We start from the raw sequence: 18910 nt of genomic DNA, 5'->3' as shown, positions 1-18910 counted from the left end.
GTGCGTCTCCTTGTTCAGCACTCGGTCGGGCCGGGGTGCGAGGCCAGAAAGGACTCGAGTTCGGCAGTTGTTGGCATGGCTCCGGCACAGCCGGGTTTAGATACAACGATCGATGCGCAGGCCGATCCGCGTAAAACAGCGTCACGCAGGTCGTGCCCTGCAGCGATTGACGCCAAGAGGCCGGCCAGAAAACTGTCACCGGCCCCGTTGGGTTTGACCGCTGTCACCGGGTAGATACCGGTCCGGATTTCCTGCCCGTCCACCAGTGTAACGGCCCCCTTGTGCCCCATCTTGTAGACGACCATGCGCCCCTGCGCGGCCAGTTCGCGCGCCTTTTGCAGACCTTGTTCGATTCCGCCGGCCATAAAACCGAACTCCTCGTCGTTGCCGACGATCAGGTCGCTTTCTGCCCCTGCGCGGGATAGCACGTCGGCGGCAATCTGCGGCGAAGGCCAGGAATACGGGCGGTAGTCGATGTCGAAAATAGTCGGAAGCCCGGCCTTGCGCGCGTTTTCGAACGCCCGGAATGTGGCTGATCGCGATGGCTCGGCAGCAAAGACGGTGCCTGCGGTGATCAATGCTGTGTAGGCGGAATAATCCACCGCATCCATGTCTTCGTCGGTGACCTGAAAATCAGCAGCCCCGTTGCGATAGATAACATTCTGAAAATCCTCGAGGCAGCTTTCATAGACCGCAAGCGAGGTGCGTGCTTCTCCGCCCGCCGAGCGGACATAGGTTGTCTCGACACCGTAGTCCTTAAGCCGGTTGAGGCAGAACCGCCCCACGGCGTCATCCGACACCGAAGTGACCAATGCCGCCGCGCTGCCCAGTTTGACGAGTCCCGCACAGATATTGGCGGACGATCCTCCTAAATCGGCGCGAAAGGTTCCGGCGTCTTCGCTTTTGACGCCAATCGGATCGGCGAACAGGTCCATGCCCGCGCGGCCAAAAACGGCAAAGCGATTGCCTTTTATTCCGTCCACCAGATTCATGCACGGCCCTCCGTATTGCCAGCTTTCGCAGCGTCCAGAACCTCGGGGTAGGGGTAGTTCATTCCCAGCAGCTGACGCATGTCGGGGCTGGCTTTCTGCAAGAACTCTTGCGGCAGAGCAGCGGGCATGTCTTCCATCGGTTTAACCCATTTGGGCAGGTATTGGATCAGGATGGCGCTGCGATCATGATCTGATCGGTTTGGCATCGCACAATGCCACGTCACACCATAGAACAGAGCCACATCGCCGGGATCGCCTGTCATGCGTTCGCAACGCTCAAAGAATCCGTCGTCGGGGCCAGGGTAGCGTAGTTCTTTTTGCGATCCCGGAACATAAGCCGTGGCGCCGCTTTCTTCTGTAAATGGGTCCAACAGCACCGAAACCTGTGCGTTCATCGGAAACGATCCGTTCAATCCAACGGGGTGCGTTTCGGGACGATGAAAATCCCAATAGGGATAGTCGACATGTGGCTCCTGCCCGGGCCCACCCGGCAGGATGCGGTTGACAGCGATCGACCCCATGATGAACTCGGTCCCCAGAAACGAGCGCAAAATGTTCATCAGCACGGGATGTGCCGCCATGCGCGAGAACACTTCGCCCTTTGCCAACAGGTTCCAAACCCGCCTTTGCAGGTTCAGTTTGCCCTCCTCCTCGGCTGTGCCCTGGAAATGCGTCACCTTGTCGGCGGCTTCTTCGGAATGGGCCATGACAATGGCGCGGGCCTCGGCGACGTCCTGCGGCGAAAACAGGCCCGAAATGCCGACAGCCCCGCCGCCGTTCAGCAGTTCGTCCACGATTTCCGAAGCAGACGCGGATTGAGCGGTAAACCGTTTCATCACACGCCCCGCCGTTGTTTTTCGCGTGTGGCTTCCCAATCGATGTGGGCCTGACGAACGGTGTCGTCATCTGTGATGTGCGGGGTTCCAACCTCCCACCAGGCGTGGCCTTCGGTCGTCCAGCCCTCGTATGGATCGACGTCCATGACAATGACATAGGTCTTGTCGCTGGCTTTCGCGCGCTTGAAGGCTTCGCCCAGCTCTTCGGGGTTCGAGACCTTTTCCGCTGCCGCTCCCATTGATGTGGCGTGGCCAACGAAATCCACGCCAAACGGTTCCGCGATTGTCGGGCAGTCTTGGAGCAGGTTGTTGAAGCTTTCGTTTCCGGTGTTGTTTTGCAGCTTGTTGATCACCGCGAAACCGCCGTTGTCCAAGACGAGAACGATCAGCTTGCTCTGGCTGAGAACAGAAGAATAAATGTCGGAATTCAGCATCATATAGGAGCCGTCACCGCAGAAGGTGATCGTATCCTGGTCCGGTTCCCGCTGCTTTTGTGCGATCCGGGCGCCCCAGGCTCCGGCGATCTCGTATCCCATGCAGGAAAAGCCGAATTCCACGTCCAATGTTCCGATATCCAGTGTGCGCCAATTGGCCGTGACTTCTGCAGGCAAACCGCCAGCCGCTGCGACAACGCGGTCACGCGCGTCGCACAATTCGTTTACGACGCCAATCGCCTGTGCGTAAGAATTCGGGCGATTGCCGTACGAGACATTGTCGGCAACATATGCATCCCACTTGTTGCGCTCGGCTTGTGCTGTGGATACCCAACTGTCTGAGGCACGATAATCGAGCACGTCGTCCAACGCCGAAATGCACAGCTTGGCGTCCCCGACAACCGGCAACGACATATGCTTGCCTGCGTCGTGGCGCGCAGCATTGATCGAGATGAATTGCGCGTCTTTGGCAAAGGCCGTCCACGACCCAGTCGTGAAGTCCTGAAGGCGCGTGCCGATGGCGACGATGACATCAGCCTTTTCGGCGATCGCATTGGCCGAGTCGGAACCGGTGACACCGATGGGGCCTATGTTCAGCGGATGGGTTGCCAGCATATTGGCGCGCCCGGCGATGGTTTCGACTACCGGTATCTGATGTGCATCGGCAAAAGCCGTCAATTCTTCCACCGCCTGAGAATACTGAACACCGCCCCCGGCAATGATCATCGGGCGTTCGGCTTGCGCCAATGCCGCTGCGGCGTCGGCGATTTCCCGTACATCCGGGGCCTGACGGCGAATGCGGTGCACTTTCTTTTCGAAGAACTTCACCGGATAATCGTAAGTCCAGCCCTGAACGTCCTGCGGCAGCCCGAGGAAGGCTGGACCGCAATCCGCCGGATCAAGCATGGTTGCGATGGCGTTGGGCAGGGACTGGATCACCTGCGCCGGGTGGGTGATGCGATCCCAGTAGCGCACCACGGGTTTGAACGCATCGTTGACGCCAAAAGACGGGTCGTTGAAATGCTCCATCTGCTGCAAAACCGGATCGGGCAGGCGGGTAATAAACGTGTCCCCGCACAGCATCAGCATCGGCAAACGGTTGGCATGGGCCAGCCCGGCCGCGGTCAACAGGTTTGCCGTTCCCGGACCTGCGCTGGCGGTGCAGAACATGAAACGCTGGCGCAACCACTGCTTGGCGTACCCAGCAGCCGCGAATCCCATGCTTTGTTCGTTTTGCCCACGATAAAGTGGAAGTTCGTCCCGGACCCCGTTCAGCGCTTCGCCCAGGCAGGTCACGTTGCCATGCCCAAAGATACCGAATCCGCCGCCGCACAGGCGCATCTCTTGCCCGCCGATCTGAATGAACTGGTTGGAAAGCCACCGAATTATCGCCTGTGCGGTGGTCAGGTGAACCGTATCATTTGATGTCGTCATGTCCTTGCGAACCCTCCGGGATGTGTCGGCGAATTTTTGACGCTGTGCCGAAAGCGGCTTGCGAGTTTTCGAATCTCAAGATACAAATTTTGCAACCGGTTGCAAATCAATTTCCAAACAGGGAGGCCCGCAGGATGACCCAGATCGGAATCGGCATCATCGGCGGTGGCTACATGGGGAAAGCTCATGCCGTCGCCATGTCTTCTGTCGGCGCGGTGTTTAACACTGCCCTGCGTCCGCGGCTCGAGATGGTTTGCGCCTCAAGCGCTGAAAGTGCTGAGAGGTACCGAGGGGCCTATGGGTTTCTCCGTTCAACGGATGATTGGCAGGAGCTTGTGGCCGACCCGAAAGTCGAAGCGATCGTGATTGCCACACCTTCCGAGACCCACCGCGCCATTGCCGAGGCGGCGTTTGCGCTGGGCAAGCCGGTGCTGTGCGAAAAACCCTTGGGTGCGTCCGTTTCAGATGGAGCGGCCATGGTTGCCGCTGCCGAGCGATCGGGTGCCGTCAACATGGTTGGCTTCAACTATATCCGCACACCGGCGAGCCAATATGCCCGCCAATTGATTGCGGATGGTGCCATTGGCGACATAACCTGGTTTCGCGGCGAACACACTGAAGATTTCTATGCCGACCCGCAAACGCCTGCGACATGGCGTGCCAAAGGTATTTCCAACGGGGCGATGGGGGACCTCGCGCCGCACATAATCAACGCGGCAAAGGCTTTGATTGGCCCGATCGTGCGCGTGTCGGCCGAGGTGGAAACCGTTCAAAAATCCCGCCCTGGCGGAGATGTCACAAACGATGATCACGGGCAGATGATGTGCCGGTTTGAAAACGGTGTCATGGGCCACCTGTACATCTCGCGCATCGCGACGGGGCGCAAGATGGGCTACGCCTACGAGGTCACCGGTACCAAAGGGTCGATCCGGTTTGATCAGGAAGACCAGAATGCCCTGTGGTTGTACCTGGCAGAAGGGCCCGAAGCGACGCGCGGTTTTGTCAGGATTCTGACTGGACCCGCCCATCCGGACTATGAGCCGTTCTGTCAAGGCCCCGGCCATGGGACCGGCTACCAGGACCAGATTATTATCGAAGCCCGCGATTTCCTGACGGCAATCGAGACTGGACGGCCGGTCTGGCCGACCTTCCGCGACGGGCATGCGGTTAACTGTGTGGTCTCTGCGGCGCTGGCTTCGGCGCAGGACGGCACTTGGAAAGATGTCGAAAGTTTCTGAGCATCGGAGATGTAACAAGATGACAATGAGAATTGGCAACGCGCCTTGTTCGTGGGGGGTGGAGTTCGCGGATGATCCCCGCAACCCGGCGTGGCAGACGGTGCTGCAGGAATGTGCCGCAGCGGGCTATAAGGGGATTGAGCTTGGCCCGGTTGGGTACATGCCGGAAGACCCCGCTATCCTTTCGGACGCACTTGCCGAGCATGATCTGGAATTGATTGGCGGCGTTGTCTTTCGCGCCTTTCACGATCCTGACGCGTGGGAGGATGTGTTGGATGCCACCCATCGCACAGCGCGGGCCCTGAAGGCGCATGGCGCCGGGCACCTGGTTCTGATTGACTCGATCTCTCCACGCCGCGCACCGACTGCGGGTCGGGCATCTGAGGCCGAGCAGATGGATCAGTCAGAGTGGGCCGCATACCGTGACCGCATCGCGGAAACTGCCCGGATCGGAACGGAAGATTATGGGCTGACCGTGGGCATTCACGCGCATGCAGCAGGTTTCATGGATTTTGAACCCGAATTGGAGCGTCTGTTGGACGAAGTGGACGAAAAGATCCTGAAGATCTGCTTTGACACCGGCCATCATTCTTACGCCGGATTTGATCCCGTGGCTTTCATGCGGCGGAATGCAAGCCGCATTTCCTATATGCATTTCAAGGACATCGACCCAAAGGTCAAAGCCGATGTCATCGAGAACCGGACCGGATTCTATGATGCCTGCGGTCAGGGTATCTTCTGCAATCTGGGGGACGGCGATGTAGACTTTGCCGCTGTCCGGCAGGTGCTTCTGGATTCAGGCTTCCATGGCTGGTGCACGGTCGAGCAGGATTGCGACCCGACACTTGATCCTGACCCGATTGGGGATGCACGCAGCAATCGCGAATATCTTGAATCCATTGGCTTCAACTAGGGAGAGCAGGCAATGGCAAAACTGAAATGGGGTATGATTGGCGGTGGTGAAGGCAGCCAGATTGGTCCTGCGCACCGCCTGGGAGCCCAGGCCGATGGCCTGTTCGAATTCGCAGCAGCCGCTCTTGATCACCGACCGGAGCAGGGGCGTGAATACGCGCAACGCCTGGGGATTGCCGCTGACCGCGCCTATGGTGACTGGCGCGAAATGCTGATGGCCGAGGCAGCGCGCCCGGACAGGATCGATCTGGTGACCGTCGCTACTCCAAACTCGACCCACTTTGAAATCACCAAGGCGTTTCTAGAGGCCGGGTTCAATGTGCTGTGCGAAAAGCCGATGACCATGACAGTGGAGGAAGGCGAAGAGATCGTGCGTATCGCCGAAGCCTCGGGCAAGATCTGCGCGGTGAACTATTGTTATTCCGCCTATCCGATGGTGCGTCTTGCCCGCGCGATGGTGCGCGAAGGTGAGATCGGTAAGGTTCGGCTGGTTGTCACGAATTTCAGTCACGGCCATCACGGAGATGCAACGGACGCGGACAATCCGCGCGTGCGCTGGCGTTATGACCCGGCAATGGCCGGTGTGTCCGGGCAATTCGCCGATTGCGGTATTCACGCCCTGCACATGGCCAGCTTTGTTTGTGATGATCACGTCAAATCCCTGTCCTCGGATTTTGCGTCGACCATTCCCAGCCGCGAGTTGGAGGATGACGCGATGGTCAATTTTCGAATGGTGGGTGGGACAGTTGGCCGTCTGTGGACGTCATCGGTTGCGATCGGTCGCCAGCACGGGTTTGACATTCAGGTCTTCGGGGAAACCGGCGGCCTGCGGTGGATGTCCGAGCAACCAAACCAGCTGATCTATACACCTGTGGGCGGCCGCACTCAGGTCATCGAGAAGGGCGAAGGCGGTTTGCACGAAGAAGCGCAGCGGCTGTCCCGCGTCGCAATTGCGCATCCCGAAGGGTTCCCCCTGGCCGTGGCAAACATCTATTGCGATCTTGCGGATGCCATCCGGGGCGAGGATCGGGATGGGCTGCCCGGCGCAGAAGACGGCGTTCGTTCTATGGCCGCTGTTCACGCGGCGGTGGAATCCGCAAAAGGGAATGGGGTTTGGACGGATGCCCGCCCGCCAATGTTCCGCTAAGTTCGGACGGGGCGCAAAGTGCCCCGATCCACGACGGCGCATGGAAAGATGCGGGCTTCGGGATAGCGATCGGGTTCGTTCAGCATGGCCACCGTCAATTCGATGGACGAGTTCACGATCTGCCTGATTGGCTGGTGAATGGTGGTGAGGTTGATGTACTCCCACCCGGCCATTTCCATGTCGTTCAGTCCGATAATCCCGATGTCCCCGGGGCAGGAATAACCGCTGTCTTGTATCGCGGACAACGCCCCGATCGACAAAACGTCATCACCGCAGAAATAGGCTTCGGCCGGCGTGTCCTTTAACAGCCGCAACATCTCTTTCCGCCCGGCATCGAATGAATAGGCATCGGCAAACGAATAGGATGACTGGATTTCGGGATGGTTTTCGAGTTCGGCCATAAAGCCCTTGAAGCGGTCTTGCGTAGACGTCGCCATTTCGGGGCCGCCCAAAAAGGCCACCCGCTCATAGCCTCTGCGTATCAGCTCTCTCGCTGCCATGCGTCCGCATTCCACGTTGTCAATTCCAACCACATGCACCTGCGGCGCAGAGGAAGATCGACCGAATGAATGAACAACCGGCATTTGCGCGTCCCGGAACGCCTTGGCAAATGCAGGTGGCAATGTCGATGAGGCCACAACAACTCCGTCCACTGAATACTGGCGCAACATCCGCACTGAATTCGCGGGGTCTACTTCATCCGTCAGATTGACCAGCAGGGGGCGCAAACCGCGATCCTGAAGTCCGCGTGTGAACAGATCGAAGACTTCCAGAAAGATCGGGTTGTGAAAGTTGTTCGAGATCAGCCCAATCAGTTTCGTCCGCCCGGTCGTCAGCGAAGAAGCAAGCGCGTTTGGGCTGTAGCCAAGTTCGCGCGCGGCCTTTTCCACCTTCCGTCGCATCCTGTCCGAAACCGAGGCACCATCGGTAAAAGTCCGCGAAACAGCAGACCGGGATACCCCGGCGCGTTCTGCAACCTCTTTCAAAGTGACGGCCATTGCTTCTGTTCCCTTTCCGACTTTCGTCGCCTTGCAGGCTCCTTTTAGAACGTTCCGCGCGCTTTTGCAGTGTTCATTGGCTTGATCCATTTTGCAACCGGTTGCAAGAAATGGCAAGATGTGCTTTAAATTGAGTCGGAGGAGCGGTTTTGAAACCGCCTCGTCGCCACAAACGGTGAAACTGGGAGGAAATCATGACATCACTGATGAAGAAACTGGCGCTGGCAGCGACCGTGGCCGCCGCTCCGTTGATTGCTGCAAGCGCAGCTGTCGCGGAAGGTGAGAAATACGTTCTGGTCAGCCACGCACCGGATAGCGACAGCTGGTGGAACACGATCAAGAACGGCATCGCGCTGGCCGGTGAGCAGATGGGCGTTGAGGTTGAATACCGCAACCCACCAACCGGTGACATTGCAGACATGGCACGGATCATCGAACAGGCCGCGGCCTCGGGTCCTGACGGGATCATTACGACTTTGGCTGATTTCGACGTGCTGAAGGGACCGATTTCGGATGCGGTCGATTCTGGTATCGATGTCATCATCATGAACACCGGAACCGGTGATCAGGCGCGCGAGGTCGGCGCCCTGATGTATGTCGGTCAGCCGGAATACGATGCCGGATACGCGGCTGGTCTGCGTGCCAAGGGCGATGGCGTGGGATCGTTCCTGTGTGTTAACCACTCGATCCAACAGCCGACCCTTGCTGATCGCTGCCAGGGCTTCGCGGACGGATTGGGTGTCGATCTGGGCGATTCAATGCTGGACAGCGGTGCGGACCCGGCGGAAGTCAAGAACAAGGTGCTGGCATATCTGACCGCCAACCCGGATACCGATGCGGTTCTGACCCTTGGTCCGGTGTCGGCTGATCCCACTATTCAGGCACTGGAAGAAAACGGAATGGCCGGTGACATTTACTTTGGCACTTTCGACCTGGGCGAAGAGATCGTCAAAGGTATCAAAAGTGGGGTGATCAACTGGGGCATCGACCAGCAACCCTTCCTGCAGGCCTACCTGCCGGTTGTGATCCTGACCAACTACCACCGCTATGGCGTTCTGCCGGGCAACAACATCAACTCGGGTCCGGGCTTCGTTACAGCCGATGGCCTGACTCTGGTTGAACAATTCGCCGGCGAATACCGCTGATCGAATGAAACGAAGGCGGCCGGTAGATTTCCGGCCGCCCTTTTTTCCCAACTCCAAGACATCACGAGGTCTGATCATGTCCGGATCTAATCAACAGACCGCGGCAGTGGATGAACGTATCAAACAACGTTCCCGGTTTCGCGAAGCCATGATCCGCCCCGAATTGGGGGGTATCGTCGGCACTATCGTTGTTTTTGCCATGTTCCTGCTCTTTGCATCGGATTCAGGCATGTTCAACGCGCAAGGTATCCTGAACTGGAGCCAGGTTTCCGCACAGTTCATGATCATCGCTGTAGGGGCCTGTCTGCTGATGATCGCAGGCGAATTTGACCTGTCCGTCGGGTCAATGATCGGTTTTGCGGGAATGATGATCGCGATCTTTTCGGTCACCTTGGGATGGCCCGTCTGGATAGCGATTATTATTACCTTTGCCCTGTGTGTCGCAATCGGCGCCGTCAATGGCTTCATCGTGGTCAAAACCGGATTGCCGAGCTTTATCGTGACGCTGGCCTCTCTGTTCATTCTGCGCGGTTTTACCATTTATCTGCCGCAAACGATTGAGCGCAAAACCATCATCGGCGGTATCAAGGATGCCGCTCAAGGCGATTGGCTCGCCCCAATCTTCGGCGGCAAGATTCTGACCGGGTTTTTCCAGTGGTTGGGAGATAATGGCGTCATCGACACATTCGAACGTGGAACGCGCGAAGGGCAGCCCGTTGTTGACGGTATCCCGATGTTGATCGTCTGGGCGATCGGGTTGGTGATCTTTGGTCACATACTTCTGACCAAAACCAAGTTCGGTAACTGGATTTTCGCCTCGGGCGGTGATGCCGAGGCTGCCCGCAACTCGGGTGTGCCGGTCAGCAGCGTCAAGATCAAGATGTTCATGTTCACCGCCTTTTGCGCCTGCATTTTCGCAACTTGTCAGGTGATGGAGTTCGGCTCGGCCGGTGCGGATCGCGGCTTGCTCAAGGAGTTCGAGGCCATCATCGCCGTGGTGATTGGTGGGGCCTTGCTGACCGGAGGATACGGCTCGGTGCTGGGCGCCGCCTTGGGAGCGTTGATTTTTGGCGTCGTACAGCAAGGTTTGTTTTTTGCCGGGGTCGAAAGCTCGTTGTTCCGAGTGTTCCTGGGATTGATCCTGCTCTTTGCCGTTGTCCTGAACACCTACATCCGCCGCATGATCACCGGAGAACGTTGATATGACCGAAGATACCAAATTCCACCATGGTGACCCGGCCGCTAGCGACCCGATCATCGAGATGCGGGACATCGAAAAACACTTTGGCGCCGTCATCGCACTGGCCGGTGTGTCGGTAAATGTCAATCCGGGCGAATGCCACTGCCTGTTGGGCGACAACGGTGCGGGTAAATCGACATTCATCAAGACCATGTCCGGTGTGCATCAACCCACCAAAGGGGAAATCCTGTTCGAAGGCAAACCAATGCATTTCGATGACCCGCGTGATGCGATTGCTGCGGGAATCGCCACGGTGCACCAGCATCTGGCCATGATTCCCCTGATGTCGGTCAGCCGCAATTTCTTCATGGGCAACGAGCCCTTGCGCAAGGTTGGTCCGTTGAAGTTTTTCGACCATGAATATGCCAACGAAGTGACAATGGACGAAATGCGCAAAATGGGGATCAATTTGCGCGGTCCGGATCAGGCGGTAGGCACCCTGTCGGGCGGTGAACGTCAAACCGTCGCAATTGCCAGGGCGGTGCATTTCGGGGCCAAAGTTCTGATTCTGGACGAACCGACCTCGGCCCTGGGTGTGCGCCAAACCGCAAATGTTCTGGCGACAATCGACAAGGTGCGCAAGCAAGGCATCGGCGTGGTGTTTATCACGCATAACGTCAGGCATGCCTTGGCAGTTGGCGACAGATTCACTGTTTTGAACCGCGGCAAGACGCTCGGCACGGCACAGCGGGGACAGATCTCGCCCGAAGAGCTTCAGGATCTGATGGCCGGTGGGCAGGAAATGGTTGAACTGGAAGGCAGTCTGGGCGGAACGGTCTGACGGACAGGTTGCAGATTGGGATAGAACCGGTCCGATTTGCAATCAGGCCGCTTCTGTCCCCGGCCGCTGTTCTGTGGAATTACCAAATCCTTCTGTTTGGTGAACCGCCCGATGTGCTGAGTTCAAAGACCCTGGTCGTCAACAACGGTTTGGATGATCCCGTTCCTCGGTCCCTTCACTGGTTGAATCCGTCCGGACTTAGTTCGGATTGACGCCTGTAGAAACTCGCAAGCGAGGCACGCCGGGTCGGAAGGCAGGGTTGAGACGCCAAAGTCTCCCCGGTTCCCCGATGCGCCAGTGTATTTTCCGGGCGAATGCAGGAAGCAAGCCCTTGTTTGAAATGGCAGACAGTGGATACTGCTGCGCAAAGAAACAGGCCAACAGGATCCAGCATGCACCTTTCCCGCTTCCCCCGCGTACATATTGCCCATTTGCCAACACCGCTTGAGCCGATGGAACGCCTGTCAGAAGAGTTGGGCGTCGAGCTTTGGATCAAACGCGATGACTGCACCGGCATGTCGACGGGTGGCAACAAGACCCGCAAGCTGGAATTCCTGATGGGTGAGGCTCTGGCTCAAGGCGCGGACATGGTCATGACGCAGGGCGCGACGCAATCGAACCACGCGCGCCAGACGGCGGCCTTTGCCGCCAAGCTGGGTCTGGGATGTCACGTCCTGTTGGAAGACCGCACCGGCTATAACAATGCCAATTACAACGGAAACGGTAATGTTCTGCTGGATCACCTCCACGGAGCCACGACCGAGAAGTTTCCCGGTGGTCATGACATGGTGGCCGAGATGGACCGGGCCGCCGAGGCGATGCGAGCCAAGGGGCGCAACGTTTATGTTATTCCGGGCGGCGGTTCGAACCCGACCGGGGCTTTGGGATACGTGAATTGCGCGATGGAACTGGTGGGTCAGGCCAACGACGAAGCATTGGTCATCGACCGCATTGTTCACGCGACAGGTTCGTCAGGCACCCAGGCCGGGCTTGTCACCGGGTTGAGTGCCATGAATGCGCAGATCCCTGTGCTGGGCGTCGGAACCCGCGCACCGCAGCCCAAGCAAGAACAGATGGTCTATGATCTGGCATGCAAATCGGCCGAGAAGCTGGGATGCGCGGGAGTCGTCAAGCGCGAGGATGTGATGGCCAACACGAACTATGTCGGAGAGGGGTATGGCCTGCCCACAGAAAGCGGTATCGAAGCGATCCGCCTGTTTGCCGAGCTTGAAGGCCTCCTGCTGGATCCGGTCTATTCCGCCAAAGGCGCAGCCGGGTTGATCGATTTGGCGCGCAAGGGCACGTTTGCCGGAGAGCGAGTGGTCTTTTTGCACACCGGCGGTTCGGTTGGCCTGTTCGGATACGATTTTGCCTTCGATAACACTGATCGTTGGGTCGAAATCTGAGGGGTGTCGCCAGTGACGCGAGATCGACCATGACCCGGAAAGTGGTTGGAATTTTGGGCGGAATGGGGCCAGAGGCAACAATTCTTTTACAGCAAAGAGTTTTGCAGATCATCGATGCACAGGACGACTCGGATCACCTGCCGCTTCTGATCGATATGAACCCTCAGGTTCCGTCCCGGATTGCCCATCTGATCGAAGGGACCGGCCCGTCCCCTGCGCCCGTTCTCATCGACATGGCCCGGCGCCTGCAACAGGCGGGGGTCACGACGCTGGCGATGCCTTGCAACACGGCGCATCACTATTTGCCTCAGATCACGGACCAATTGACAGTACCGTTTCTGGACATGGTGGAGCTTTCCGTCGCGCGTGTATCGCAAAATCTGCCAGCGGGAAGCCGGGTGGGCTTTCTGGCCTCGCCAGCAATTCAGAAGGCGGAGGTGTTTGATCCGTCACTGAAAGGACATGACCTGGTGGCAATCTGGCCAGAGCGGCCAGACGAGCTGCTTTCCGCAATCAAGGACATCAAAGCCAGCGGACCGACCGACAAGGCTGTGGGCATTCTTTCCCGTGCCGCTTCTGATCTGGTTTCGGCTGGTGCCGCGCATTTGATTGTCGCGTGTTCCGAGTTCTCGCTGATTGCGACCACGCTGGAGGTGCCCGTACCCGTCACCGACACTGTTGATGTACTGGCCGAAGCTATCCGAGACCATTTTGTTGCATGATGGTTGGATGACGTAATCGAAACCTACAGGGGATGACGGCAGGCTAAACCACTTGAACGCGCTGCTCCTTCATCCCCATGGAAATCAGCATGGGGTCTTTGGCCTGGCGCGCCTGAAACGACGATTTGTCTTTCAGCGCATCCCAGTCGCACAGGATCAGGCTCTGTGCCACGGCTCCGCCCAATGTGGTGCCAGGGCCAGTTACGATGAACAGATCCGGGGCAAATTCGCGGGCGGCCTGAGCGATGGCATGCGAAAAGTCATAGGTTTCGGTCACCTGATGGCCCAGAGTGTAATCCCAAAGCGCGTCCAAATCGCAGGCACCGGGCCACCAGATCTGGCCGCGACCATCGATCATGGGCAGGTCCGGTTGCCGGAACAGGTCTGCTGCCAGCCGCGCACGACCCATGGCCGCAACAGGGGCCTGAAGGTGCGAATGGAACCCGGCATGATTGGCCAGTCGCATCGGGAACCGTTCCTGCACGACAGGGACAGCCTTTTCGAAAGCGGACAGTCCGGCTTCGTCCCCGGCCAGCACCAGCATCCCCCCGAGGTCTATCGACAGAGATAAGGTTGCGTGCGAGTTGTTTATGTCATCGACAAGAGCCAGCAGTTCGGACTTACGCTTCGGGTCCGGTCGCCAATCGGCATCGGAAAACGGGTAGATCAACTGCCCGCCGATCAGGCTTTGCTGCATCAGCGTGCCCATGGTGTTGACCACTTCGAACCCGGCTTCGGCCGACAAAGCCCCACCACAAGCCAAGGCCGAATACCATCCCATCGAGTTTCCGGTTACAGCCACGATTTCGATATGGCTTTGGTCGATGGCGCGGAAATCTCCAAGCGTGGCAGCGTAGATCAGGGCCGACGCATTGTCGCCGCGGGTATGTCTGGCGATGGAGTAGCGCGCCGCGCCATCCAGATCGCTCAGGCTGTCCTGCCCCTGCGCGCGACGCATTTCGTCGAAATGGGCCAAAAGGGCCTTGTCGGTGAAATGCCGCCCCAAGGTGCCAAGATCGGGTTTATTGTAGGTGCCCCGGCCCGGGCAGATGACGACGGCCGTTTGTTTGGCGGAACTCATGTGTCGGCCTCCAACAAGGATCGCGCGGCGGCTGCGATGCTGTCTTTCGACGGCATCGTCACGGAATAGGCCGGTCCCGTTGCGATAAAGCTGTCCTCGGCCGTGATGCGGGCCAGCGGTACGTCGACTGTTTCGTGGAAATGCGCCATCAGTGCTTCGGCGACGCCGCCATGGTGCCGGGTTTCATCCACGATCAGAATATGCCTGGCTCCGGCCACGGCCCGAGTCAGGGTGTCCTTGGGCAAAGGTGACAACCAGCGCATATCTACTATCCGCGTCTTGATCCCGTCGGCCTCCAGCGCTCGTCGCGCCTGATGGCTGAGATAGACGCCATTACCAAAGGTGACGATGGCAAGGTCATCGCCATCACCATCCACGCCAACCTCACCAAACCCGATCCGTTCGGAAGAGTCCGGATAAGTCATCATCCAGCCGTTGTCGCCAGCCTCGTGAAGATCGCGCATCGGATAAAGCGCGATGGGCTCAAGGAAAACCACCAACCGCTGTTCTTCGCGCGCCAGCCGAACGCATTCGCGCAGCATCCGCGCGGCGTCAGCGCCATTTGACGGGCACGCCAGGATCAGACCCGGAATGTCTCGCAGAACGGCGACCGAGTTGTCATTGTGGAAGTGACCGCCAAACCCTTTTTGATAACCCAGGCCTGCGATGCGCACGACCATCGGGTTGGTGTATTGCCCGTTCGAGAAGAAGGGCAGGGTGGCGGCCTCACCTCTCAATTGGTCCTCGGCATTGTGGAGATAGGCCAGGAACTGGATTTCCGGTATCGGTGTAAAACCGTTTTGCGCCATACCTATGGCCAGCCCCAGGATCGACTGTTCGTCAAGGAGCGTGTCGATCATCCGGTCCGGGCCAAAACGCGCCTGAAGCTTTTGCGTTACGCCATAGACCCCACCTTTTCGGCCGACATCCTCGCCCATCATGACGATCTCGCCATGTTCCAGCATCAGGTCTGTCAGAGCCCAGTTGATCAGTCGCGACATAATCTGGGGTTCTGACTGCGCCTTCAAGTCACTGCCAAAGGCTTCGGCTCGCTGCTCTGGCGTGGGGCCGTTGGTTGGCTTGCAGGCGCGCGCCGGGGGAATCAGGCTGGCCATGACGTCCTTGGCGGTTTGAAGACGCGGTCGGGTTACGGCTTGTTCCGCCACGCGCGCCACCCGGGCGCAGGTGTCGTTGTAGACAGTCAATGCTTCTTGCGGCGACATGGCCCCGGATTGTTCAAGCAGGCGAACGGAGTGCAGCAGGGGATCGTTTGCTTCTTCCGCTTCCACCTCGGCCCTGGGCATGTAAGTCGTTGGCATGTCCGCCCCGGCATGACCGTAAAGGCGTACCGTGCGGACATGCAGGAACGCGGGCTTTCTGCGGTTGCGCACATAAGCTGCAGCCTCTTGCGCGACGCGGAAGGTTTCGAAGATGTCCAGCCCGTCACAAGTGAAGTACTTTAGCCCCGGCCGGTTCGAAAACGTCGATGCAATCCACCCCTTTGGAGTCTTGGTGGATATTCCGATCCCGTTATCCTCGCAGCAAAACAACAGTGGCAGCGGGACGGATTGATAAGATGTCCACTGCGCGGTGTTGAACGCCCCCTGCGCGGTGGAATGGTTGGCCGAGGCATCGCCGAACGAACAATAGACGATGGCGTCTTCGGGCATGTCTGCATGTTCAGGTCGGTGTCGACGTGCTGCACAGACGGCATAGGCAGCACCGACTGCCTTCGGCAGGTGGCTGGCGATGGTCGACGTCTGCGGCGGAATGCACAGGGTCTTGGACCCCAGAACCTTGTGACGTCCGCCGCTGATCGGATCTTCGGAGGATGAGGCGAAGGACAACAGGATGTCCCAGGTCGGACTCTGCCCCGGCACCTGATCGGCGCGCGCTATCTGAAACGCGGCATCGCGATAGTGAAGGAACGCCGGGTCGGTCGGACGCAGTGCGGCTGCGATTGCCGCCATGCCTTCGTGCCCGGAGGATCCGATAGTGTAGAAACCTTGCCCTGCTTTCTGCATGGCGCGGCTCTGTCGGTCCAGTGCCCGGCTGAGGCATTGTGCACGATAGAGTGCGACAGCCTGCGGCCCGGTCAGCGGACCCGACGGGGAGGCGCCCGAGGGCAAGTCTCCTGCAGCGACCCGGCGCAGGAAATTGTCGTGAACGATGGTGGCGCGATCCATGTCAGCCTCTTTTATGCATCTGTCCGAAGCCTCGCCGGCGTTCGGGTCAATAACGGGGCATGAGCGGTTTTACGCACCATGCTTTTGTCTTTGTCCAACTGGTCGTCAAACGGGAACGGGTCGTCCCATGTGAGCGGGCCAAGGTCGGGAAAGGGTTCTGGCATCATGCAAGTTTCCTTTCGACGGCGGTCTTCAATCGATCCAGACCCGCCGCAATCGTATCCTCGGCATACGCAAAAGAAAGACGGAAATGCCCGGGCAGACCAAAGGCACGGCCGGGAACCAGTGCAACGCCGGCCTCTTCCAGCACCCAGTTGCAGAACTCTGCATCGGTGCGGAACGGCCCACCCTGCGCTGTCAGCAAACCGGTGGCGGAAGGGAAAGTATAGAAAGTTCCATCCGGTGCCGCGCAGTGCAGACCGGGAACGGCATTCAGCCTTGCAACGACAAGGTTGCGGCGGGCGGCAAACAGGGCCCGGCGGTCATCCAGCAGATTTGGGTCACAGGTGATTGCGGCGAGAGAGGCCCATTGCGAGATCGAGCAGGCCCCTGAAGTGACCTGCCCTTGCACAGCAATCATGGCCTTTATCAGGGCAACCGGCCCGATGCCCCAGCCGATGCGCCATCCCGTCATGGACCATGCCTTGGCAACGCCGTTGACAATCAACATACGATCAGCCAGTTCCGGCGCAGCCTCGGCAACCGAGATGAAGGGCACATAGCTGAGATGGCGATAGATTTCATCCGCCAGCACCCAGACATGTGGATGGCGCGCCAGTACAGCGGCCAAAGCCGTAATCTCGGCCTTTGTGTAGATCGCACCCGAGGGGTTTGACGGCGTGTTCAGCATCAGCCAACGGGTCCGTGGGGTGATTGCGGCGTCCAGTTGTTCAGGGAGCAGTTTGAAACCCTGTTCCATCGGGCAGGACAAGACGATCGGTACTCCGCCCGCCATGCGCACGATGTCCGAATAACTGGTCCAATAGGGCGCTGGCATGACGACTTCGTCTCCTGGATTCAGGCTTGCCAGCATGGCGTTTGCGATCACCTGTTTTGCACCGGTCGAGACAATTGCCTGTGCCGCGTCGGCCCCGGCCTGCTTGGCGATTTCGGTCCGTAATGCAGGCACTCCGGCAGTCGGCGGGTATTTTGTCTTGCCCTCTTTCGCGGCGCGATGCGCGGCCTCGACCACATATGGCGGGGTCGGCAAGTCTGGTTCACCGGTCGACAAAGCGACAATATCGCGCCCTTCGCTGCGCAGTCGTGAGGCGGCTTCCGAAATCTGCACGATTTCGGATAATTCGATCCCGTCCAGACGGGCGGCGCGTTGGAACGACATGAACACTCCTCAGGTAGCTGGTTTCCGGTTTTATCGACAAAGTAACTTGAGAAAAAGGTGCGAATGAGTATCGTATTAGTGATAAAAACTCATAAATGACCATGTCGAAATTCAACGCCCTGCCGTCCCTTGCATTAATGCGTAGCTTCGAAGCCGCCGCGCGGTTCGAAAGCTATACCATGGCGGCTGAGGAACTCGGCGTAACCCAAAGCGCCATCAGCCGTCAGGTCCGCGAACTGGAAACGGCCTTGGGCGTGGCATTGTTTCGCCGCGTGGGCCGCGCTGTACGCCTGTCAAAGGCAGGACTTGCACTGCGCGACGAACTTGCCGGCGATCTTGAACGCCTCAATGTAACGATCAGTCGGGCAATTGCTGCAGGCGACGGTGCATCCCTGCTGAGTGCGGCTGTGCTTCCCACCTTCGCGACACGATGGCTGGTGCCACGCCTGCCGAAGTTCAAAGCGCTGCACCCCGGAATCGAGTTGGAATTGCAATCCTATACAACGCCATTCAGCCTTGAAGAGCACCGCATCGACCTGGCCATTCACTTTGGCCTCGACGACTGGCCGGGCGCAAAGTTGCGCAGATTATTCCCGGAAAACCTGATCGTGACGGCCTCGCCGACATTGCTCGGCGGGGATGGGTTGCAATCGTCTGCGTCGATCTTTGACCTGCCGCTTTTGCATCTGACGTCCCGGCCAGATCTCTGGTCGACCTATCACGCACAATTGGGGGTTGATAGCCGCGCAGTCTTTCCCGGTCTGCGCTTCGATCAATTCTCAATGTTGATCGCCGGTGCGGTAACCGGGTTGGGTGCCGCAATTCTGCCGTCCTACTTGATCGAGGCGGAACTTGCTTCTGGTGCGCTTTTGGAAGTGGGTCAATTGAACAACACGTCAAACAGCGCTTACTACATCGTTTCTCCGGCGGGACAAAGAAATGAAGCGGTGCAGTTGTTCTCTGATTGGATCAGCAAGCAGGCGCGAGCGGGAACCTGATTGGGTATGCTCAGAAACCAA

At 58.6% G+C, this 18910-nt stretch carries 17 protein-coding genes; 9 read left to right on the top strand and 8 right to left on the bottom strand.

Features of this window, described 5'->3' with window-relative positions:
- Positions 1 to 14 precede the first annotated feature (14 nt).
- Genes iolC through iolD form a run of 3 tightly spaced genes read right to left on the bottom strand, consistent with a single transcriptional unit; the run spans position 15 to position 3696 of the window.
- Entirely contained in the window at positions 15 to 992 is a 978-nt protein-coding gene (iolC, locus tag AC2TEL_RS11790) for a 5-dehydro-2-deoxygluconokinase (protein ID WP_480862201.1), read from the bottom strand.
- Complete coding sequence (locus tag AC2TEL_RS11785; protein WP_480862199.1) at positions 989 to 1828, bottom strand: phytanoyl-CoA dioxygenase family protein; 840 nt, start codon at positions 1826 to 1828, stop codon at positions 989 to 991. The genes iolC and AC2TEL_RS11785 overlap by 4 nt, the downstream gene beginning before the upstream one ends.
- On the bottom strand, positions 1828 to 3696 hold the full coding sequence (gene iolD, locus AC2TEL_RS11780; RefSeq protein WP_480904112.1) for a 3D-(3,5/4)-trihydroxycyclohexane-1,2-dione acylhydrolase (decyclizing): 1869 nt from the start codon (positions 3694 to 3696) through the stop codon (positions 1828 to 1830). Before iolD ends, AC2TEL_RS11785 begins: the two co-directional genes overlap by 1 nt.
- 134 nt (positions 3697 to 3830) lie before the next feature.
- Between iolD and AC2TEL_RS11775 the strand changes: the two genes are divergently transcribed.
- The 3 genes from AC2TEL_RS11775 to AC2TEL_RS11765 are packed head-to-tail and all read left to right on the top strand — an operon-like array spanning position 3831 to position 6993.
- Complete coding sequence (locus tag AC2TEL_RS11775) at positions 3831 to 4934, top strand: Gfo/Idh/MocA family protein (protein WP_480904109.1); 1104 nt, start codon at positions 3831 to 3833, stop codon at positions 4932 to 4934.
- A 19-nt stretch (positions 4935 to 4953) separates the two neighbouring features.
- Positions 4954 to 5847 (top strand): TIM barrel protein, encoded by an 894-nt coding sequence (locus AC2TEL_RS11770; protein ID WP_480904106.1) that lies wholly within the window; start codon positions 4954 to 4956, stop codon positions 5845 to 5847.
- Positions 5848 to 5859: 12 nt separating this feature from the next.
- A complete protein-coding gene (locus AC2TEL_RS11765) occupies positions 5860 to 6993 on the top strand; it encodes a Gfo/Idh/MocA family protein (RefSeq protein ID WP_480904103.1) in 1134 nt (377 codons plus the stop codon).
- Here AC2TEL_RS11765 and AC2TEL_RS11760 read toward each other — a convergent pair.
- A complete protein-coding gene (locus AC2TEL_RS11760) occupies positions 6990 to 7991 on the bottom strand; it encodes a LacI family DNA-binding transcriptional regulator (protein WP_480904101.1) in 1002 nt (333 codons plus the stop codon). The genes AC2TEL_RS11765 and AC2TEL_RS11760 overlap by 4 nt on opposite strands.
- A gap of 194 nt (positions 7992 to 8185) precedes the next feature.
- On the opposite strand from AC2TEL_RS11760, the gene AC2TEL_RS11755 reads away from it, so the two are divergent.
- From AC2TEL_RS11755 to cuyB, 5 genes are all read left to right on the top strand, one after another.
- Complete coding sequence (locus AC2TEL_RS11755) at positions 8186 to 9136, top strand: sugar ABC transporter substrate-binding protein (RefSeq protein ID WP_480843966.1); 951 nt, start codon at positions 8186 to 8188, stop codon at positions 9134 to 9136.
- A 76-nt stretch (positions 9137 to 9212) separates the two neighbouring features.
- Entirely contained in the window at positions 9213 to 10337 is a 1125-nt protein-coding gene (locus AC2TEL_RS11750) for an ABC transporter permease (RefSeq protein ID WP_480843965.1), read from the top strand.
- Between the two features lies 1 nt (position 10338).
- Positions 10339 to 11157 carry an ATP-binding cassette domain-containing protein gene (locus tag AC2TEL_RS11745; RefSeq protein ID WP_480904098.1) on the top strand — a complete coding sequence of 273 codons (819 nt, stop codon included), beginning with the start codon at positions 10339 to 10341 and terminating at the stop codon, positions 11155 to 11157.
- A gap of 392 nt (positions 11158 to 11549) precedes the next feature.
- Positions 11550 to 12563, top strand: coding sequence for a D-cysteate sulfo-lyase (gene cuyA / locus AC2TEL_RS11740; RefSeq protein ID WP_480904096.1), 1014 nt, complete (start codon positions 11550 to 11552; stop codon positions 12561 to 12563).
- A gap of 29 nt (positions 12564 to 12592) precedes the next feature.
- The gene (gene cuyB, locus AC2TEL_RS11735) at positions 12593 to 13285 is read left to right on the top strand and encodes a cysteate racemase (RefSeq protein WP_480904093.1); all 693 of its coding nucleotides are present in this window, start codon (positions 12593 to 12595) and stop codon (positions 13283 to 13285) included.
- A 43-nt stretch (positions 13286 to 13328) separates the two neighbouring features.
- Here the strand turns inward: cuyB and AC2TEL_RS11730 are convergent, their stop codons facing one another.
- The 4 genes from AC2TEL_RS11730 to AC2TEL_RS11715 are packed head-to-tail and all read right to left on the bottom strand — an operon-like array spanning position 13329 to position 17891.
- Complete coding sequence (locus tag AC2TEL_RS11730) at positions 13329 to 14366, bottom strand: ACP S-malonyltransferase (RefSeq protein WP_480904091.1); 1038 nt, start codon at positions 14364 to 14366, stop codon at positions 13329 to 13331.
- Positions 14363 to 16552 carry a dehydrogenase E1 component subunit alpha/beta gene (locus AC2TEL_RS11725; protein WP_480904088.1) on the bottom strand — a complete coding sequence of 730 codons (2190 nt, stop codon included), beginning with the start codon at positions 16550 to 16552 and terminating at the stop codon, positions 14363 to 14365. The genes AC2TEL_RS11730 and AC2TEL_RS11725 overlap by 4 nt, the downstream gene beginning before the upstream one ends.
- A gap of 11 nt (positions 16553 to 16563) precedes the next feature.
- Complete coding sequence (locus AC2TEL_RS11720) at positions 16564 to 16719, bottom strand: hypothetical protein (RefSeq protein WP_480843959.1); 156 nt, start codon at positions 16717 to 16719, stop codon at positions 16564 to 16566.
- Entirely contained in the window at positions 16716 to 17891 is a 1176-nt protein-coding gene (locus AC2TEL_RS11715) for a pyridoxal phosphate-dependent aminotransferase (protein WP_480904086.1), read from the bottom strand. Before AC2TEL_RS11715 ends, AC2TEL_RS11720 begins: the two co-directional genes overlap by 4 nt.
- A 95-nt stretch (positions 17892 to 17986) precedes the next feature.
- On the opposite strand from AC2TEL_RS11715, the gene AC2TEL_RS11710 reads away from it, so the two are divergent.
- A complete protein-coding gene (locus tag AC2TEL_RS11710) occupies positions 17987 to 18889 on the top strand; it encodes a LysR substrate-binding domain-containing protein (protein ID WP_480904083.1) in 903 nt (300 codons plus the stop codon).
- Positions 18890 to 18910: the final 21 nt, after the last annotated feature.

Source organism: Ruegeria sp. HKCCD9138, from assembly GCF_057220975.1.
This window is presented reverse-complemented; position numbering and strand designations above follow the sequence as displayed.